The sequence below is a fragment of the Candidatus Sodalis sp. SoCistrobi genome (assembly GCF_900143145.1).
In the GTDB taxonomy this organism is placed as follows: domain Bacteria; phylum Pseudomonadota; class Gammaproteobacteria; order Enterobacterales; family Enterobacteriaceae; genus SoCistrobi.
The window spans coordinates 1-5,493 of the sequence record NZ_FRDB01000191.1 but is presented as its reverse complement, the minus strand read 5'-3'; the positions used below and the strand labels follow the sequence as shown (position 1 = coordinate 5,493).

Annotated in this window: 4 protein-coding genes and 1 pseudogene; 3 read left to right on the top strand and 2 right to left on the bottom strand. The window is 53.1% G+C overall.

What is annotated here, in order from left to right:
• Positions 1–1,360, top strand: a 1,360-nt coding sequence (locus CINSTRO3249_RS12180; protein WP_254304262.1) for a flagellar biosynthesis protein FlhF, incomplete at its 5' end; no start/stop codon positions are given.
• Positions 1,361–1,474: 114 nt separating this feature from the next.
• Here CINSTRO3249_RS12180 and trmJ read toward each other — a convergent pair.
• Positions 1,475–2,242, bottom strand: coding sequence for a tRNA (cytosine(32)/uridine(32)-2'-O)-methyltransferase TrmJ (trmJ, locus tag CINSTRO3249_RS12175; RefSeq protein ID WP_074013476.1), 768 nt, complete (start codon positions 2,240–2,242; stop codon positions 1,475–1,477).
• Positions 2,243–2,359: 117 nt separating this feature from the next.
• Between trmJ and suhB the strand changes: the two genes are divergently transcribed.
• Together suhB and CINSTRO3249_RS12160 are read left to right on the top strand one after the other, a co-directional pair.
• Positions 2,360–3,163 carry an inositol-1-monophosphatase gene (gene suhB / locus CINSTRO3249_RS12170; RefSeq protein WP_074013475.1) on the top strand — a complete coding sequence of 268 codons (804 nt, stop codon included), beginning with the start codon at positions 2,360–2,362 and terminating at the stop codon, positions 3,161–3,163.
• A gap of 465 nt (positions 3,164–3,628) precedes the next feature.
• Positions 3,629–4,117, top strand: a pseudogene (locus CINSTRO3249_RS12160) (SDR family NAD(P)-dependent oxidoreductase); the annotation flags it as partial.
• 16 nt (positions 4,118–4,133) lie between these two features.
• Here CINSTRO3249_RS12160 and CINSTRO3249_RS12155 read toward each other — a convergent pair.
• On the bottom strand, positions 4,134–5,493 hold a 1,360-nt coding region (locus tag CINSTRO3249_RS12155), incomplete at its 5' end, for a flagellar biosynthesis protein FlhF (protein WP_254304262.1).

The window sequence follows — 5,493 nt, the reverse complement described above, 5'->3', positions numbered from 1 at the left end:
CATAGGTATCTACACATTTATCGTGATACCTGTTATTACTTTGCAGAATGATTTCAACCTATCTGTTGGCGGGATTGACTCTCGCCTTACCCGCCGATATCAGACGCTGGTTAAACAGCATATGACGCCCGCGGCTCTTCTTGCTTCTGCGGTTAAAGACCTCGCAAGTGCTCAAAAATCAACTTTCGCAACTACCCAAGCTGTCTGGCGTTTTCTGAATAATAAGCGAATTAGCTTCAGTCAACTCAATGAGCCAATTATTTCGCTAGCACTTGAGCAAATTTCGCTTAGCCCGCATCCATACGCTCTCGTTGTTCATGATTGGTCACGTTTACAATTTCTTTACCATCATGCCAAATACGGACGCTTAAAAATGACGCACGGTGGCGATGTTGGATATGAACTTCAAAGCAGCTTGCTGGTTGATGCTGGCACGGGTTTGCCAATAGCGCCTCTATCTCAGACACTTACCGATGCAACCGGTTGTCATTCAACGTTGGCGGAAGGACTGTCCGAACGGCAGACACATATGGACGCCTTGACGACCGATATTGCCCGTGTGGAATCGCTTAATATAGGTAAAAAGCTGATTCATATAATTGATAGAGAGGGTGACTCTATTGGACATATGCGGACGTTGAGTACTCAAGGAATATGCTGGCTTATCCGAGGAAAAGAAGGACATGGTGCAGAGTGGCAAGGTAATTCATTGAAAATTGGTGAGATTGCTGCTCTTCTGCCATACAACGGATGCGGACAGGTAGACTGGAAAGGGAAAAAAGCTGATATGGAAATCAGTGAAACCTCGATAGTCATAACCCGAGCTGCGCAGCAGAAGCGTAAAGATAAAGAAACCGGCCGCCGCATAAAAATCCAACCTGGAGAGCCTCTGACGGTCAGATTGGTTGTTGTTCGGCTTACGGATGATCTCGGTAATGTGGTGGGACGCTGGACGCTGCTTACAAACGTTTGCAGCGAGATCACCTGCGAGGAAGTAGCTCGTTGGTATTACTGGCGCTGGAATATTGAATCATTTTTTAAGTTGCTGAAAGGTGCCGGACATGACGTAGAAACATGGCTTCAGCGCAGCGCGCCAGCCGTACTACGCAGGTTGTTAATAGCCAGTATGGCTGCTGTTCTGGTATGGCGGCTGCAACGCGCTGAAGGAGAAGAAAATGCGGCAGCCCGCCAGCTGATATGTCGCTTGTCAGGACGACAGCAAAAGCGAGGCCGCAGAGAGAGCGCTCCTGCTCTGCTCGCTGGCCTATCCATCTTGTTGAATACACTAAAATTATTATCGGAATATAGTCTGGAAGAACTTACTCATTTAGCGAGAGTTGCTCTTAAGCCTCCTCCCTGATGTGTAGATACCTATGCCCAATAAGGCTGTCCCTGGAACCCGGCGCGGGCGAACGCTGCCGGCGGCAGAACGATATCACGCCTGCGGGCGAACGCTGCCGGCGGCAGAACGGCATCACGCCTGCGGGTGGGTCCTGCCGTTGCCCGGCATGGGCGTTTCCGGCTTTTGCGGGTGCTCAATGGAGGTCAGCATGCCGCGCAGAATATTCAATTCCTGGCTCTCCGGCCTCGCACGATTAAATAACCGGCGCAGCTTGTTCATCACCAATCCCGGATGGGCACGGCGAATAAAACCGGTTCCGCTCAGCACGTGCTCCAGATGCTGATAAAAGCGCTCAAGATCTTCCGCCAAAGGGTAGACCGAAGCCTCCGGCGCCGTCGCGTTTTGACGTTGACCTTCAAGCCAGGCGACACGGACTTCATAGGCCAAAATTTGCACCGCCATCGCCAAATTAAGCGAGCTGTAGTCAGGATTGGCCGGGATCTGGACATGGAAATGGCACTTTTGCAACTCATCATTGGTCAGGCCGATACGCTCGCGGCCGAACAGCAGCGCCACCGGGGCCTGCGCCGCCTCCTGGATGCTTTTCACGCCGCATTCCCGCGGCTCCAGCATCGGCCAGGGCAGCGTCCGCGAGCGGGCGCTGGTGCCCACCACCAGGCTACAACCGGCCAGCGCCTGGTCAAGATTGTCAACCACGGTGGCATGGCCGATGATATCACTGGCGCCGGCGGATAAAGCGATAGCCTGCGCATCGGGCTGGTGCAGGGGATTGACCAGATACAGATTGCTTAAGCCCATGGTTTTCATCGCGCGCGCGGTGGAACCGATATTGCCGGTATGTGACGTTTCAACCAGAACGATGCGGATATTATGCAGCATAGTCTTACAAGTCAGGGAAAATGTGGGCAATATCGTAGCATAGCCGTAGGTTTTTTGCTGTTGCTCTGCTATACTCAGCGCCGTTTTAGTTCTTTAACATTCTAGTGGACGATATCCATGCATCCGATGCTCAACATCGCCATTCGCGCTGCGCGGAAGGCGGGTAATTTAATTGCCAAACATTATGAAACCCCCGATGCCGTCGAAGCCAGCCAGAAAGGCGACAACGACTTTGTCACTAACGTCGACCGCGAAGCGGAACGTTTAATTGTTGAAGTCATCCGCAAGTCCTATCCGCAGCACGCCATCATCGGCGAAGAGAGCGGCGAGCTGGCCGGCGAAGACACCGACGTACAATGGATTATCGACCCACTGGATGGCACCACCAACTTTATCAAGCGTTTCCCTCATTTTGCCGTTTCCATCGCCGTGCGCATCAAAGGCCGCACGGAAGTTGCCGTGGTCTACGATCCGATGCGCAATGAGCTGTTTACCGCGTCCCGCGGCCAAGGCGCCCAGCTGAATGGATACCGTCTGCGCGGCGGCACCGCACGCGATCTGGACGGCACTATTCTGGCTACCGGTTTTCCGTTTAAACAGAAACAGCATGCCAACAGCTACATTGCCTTGGTAAGTAAACTGTTCATTCAATGCGCCGATTTTCGCCGTACCGGCTCCGCGGCGCTGGATTTGGCCTATGTGGCCGCCGGCCGCGTAGACGGTTTTTTTGAAATTGGTCTGAAACCCTGGGACTTTGCCGGTGGCGAACTGTTAGTGCGTGAAGCGGGCGGTCTGGTCACCGACTTCACCGGTGGCCATAATCACCTGCTTTCCGGCAATATCGTGGCCGGTAACCCTCGGGTGGTGAAAGCCATGCTGTCGACTTTGCGCGACGAGTTGAGCGAGGCGCTGAAGCGCTAAACCCACACGGGGCCGGCATCACCGCCGGCCCCGACGTAGCGGGCTTTCCCGCCGCCTTTCGACCCACTCCAGTTGTTGCCACACCACGCCCGAGGGCCACTGTCTCCATAGGGTGGCCCTGGCGTTACTGCACGCCAGGATAGCCGTGTGCCAGGGTCACGCTTATCATTGTGGCACCATAGCATAAGCGATTGCCAGCGCCGCGCCGGCCCTCGCAGTACCCCCAAAAATAGTGTCCACGTCACGGTTGCGGTTGCGGTTGCGGCGCCACAGCCTATCCAATGCCCGGCGCCATGTCTGTCCTTGCACCACCACCGAAAAAAATGTTTTCCCATGCCACCCCTGCCGCTCCCACTCCGGCAGAGTCATTCCCATGCCGGACAATTCGTGGTAGAGAAGTGAGAACGGGAGGTATCGCCTTGGCGAACCTCCCTCTATCACCGACTCATCAGCAAGGCGGACATTATGCAAAATCTGTTTGATTTAACGGGGAAACGTGCGCTCATCACCGGCGGCTCCCGGGGGATAGGTTATCTGCTGGCCGGCGGTCTCGGCCGTCATGGCGCCAGCGTCATCGTCAGTGCGACGACCGCCGAGAATGCCGAGCGGGCGGCAGGACAGCTGCGGGCCGAGGGCCTGGATGCGCAGGGCGTGAGCTTTGACATTACTAAAGGCGCCGACGTCAGCCACGCGATCGAACAATTGGAACAGCTTCAGGGCCCGATTGACATTCTTGTCAATAACGCGGGCATTCAGCGCCGACATCCGCTGCTCTCGTTTCCCGAAGCCGACTGGGATGAGATTATCAATGTGAATCAGAAGGCGGTGTTTCTGGTTTCGCAACAGGTCGCAAAACGGATGGTGACGCGCCGGCGGGGTAAAATCATCAATATCGGCTCAATGCAAAGCGAGCTGGCCCGGCCGAACATCACACCTTACGCCGCCGCTAAAGGGCATAGGTATCTACACATCAGGGAGGAGGCTTAAGAGCAACTCTCGCTAAATGAGTAAGTTCTTCCAGACTATATTCCGATAATAATTTTAGTGTATTCAACAAGATGGATAGGCCAGCGAGCAGAGCAGGAGCGCTCTCTCTGCGGCCTCGCTTTTGCTGTCGTCCTGACAAGCGACATATCAGCTGGCGGGCTGCCGCATTTTCTTCTCCTTCAGCGCGTTGCAGCCGCCATACCAGAACAGCAGCCATACTGGCTATTAACAACCTGCGTAGTACGGCTGGCGCGCTGCGCTGAAGCCATGTTTCTACGTCATGTCCGGCACCTTTCAGCAACTTAAAAAATGATTCAATATTCCAGCGCCAGTAATACCAACGAGCTACTTCCTCGCAGGTGATCTCGCTGCAAACGTTTGTAAGCAGCGTCCAGCGTCCCACCACATTACCGAGATCATCCGTAAGCCGAACAACAACCAATCTGACCGTCAGAGGCTCTCCAGGTTGGATTTTTATGCGGCGGCCGGTTTCTTTATCTTTACGCTTCTGCTGCGCAGCTCGGGTTATGACTATCGAGGTTTCACTGATTTCCATATCAGCTTTTTTCCCTTTCCAGTCTACCTGTCCGCATCCGTTGTATGGCAGAAGAGCAGCAATCTCACCAATTTTCAATGAATTACCTTGCCACTCTGCACCATGTCCTTCTTTTCCTCGGATAAGCCAGCATATTCCTTGAGTACTCAACGTCCGCATATGTCCAATAGAGTCACCCTCTCTATCAATTATATGAATCAGCTTTTTACCTATATTAAGCGATTCCACACGGGCAATATCGGTCGTCAAGGCGTCCATATGTGTCTGCCGTTCGGACAGTCCTTCCGCCAACGTTGAATGACAACCGGTTGCATCGGTAAGTGTCTGAGATAGAGGCGCTATTGGCAAACCCGTGCCAGCATCAACCAGCAAGCTGCTTTGAAGTTCATATCCAACATCGCCACCGTGCGTCATTTTTAAGCGTCCGTATTTGGCATGATGGTAAAGAAATTGTAAACGTGACCAATCATGAACAACGAGAGCGTATGGATGCGGGCTAAGCGAAATTTGCTCAAGTGCTAGCGAAATAATTGGCTCATTGAGTTGACTGAAGCTAATTCGCTTATTATTCAGAAAACGCCAGACAGCTTGGGTAGTTGCGAAAGTTGATTTTTGAGCACTTGCGAGGTCTTTAACCGCAGAAGCAAGAAGAGCCGCGGGCGTCATATGCTGTTTAACCAGCGTCTGATATCGGCGGGTAAGGCGAGAGTCAATCCCGCCAACAGATAGGTTGAAATCATTCTGCAAAGTAATAACAGGTATCACGATAAATGTGTAGATACCTATG

Excerpts from the sequence above, each read along its gene's own strand:
- trmJ (WP_074013476.1), bottom strand. The coding sequence starts at position 2,242 with ATGCTGCATAATATCCGCATCGTTCTGGTTGAAACGTCACATACCGGC.
- suhB (WP_074013475.1), top strand. The coding sequence starts at position 2,360 with ATGCATCCGATGCTCAACATCGCCATTCGCGCTGCGCGGAAGGCGGGT.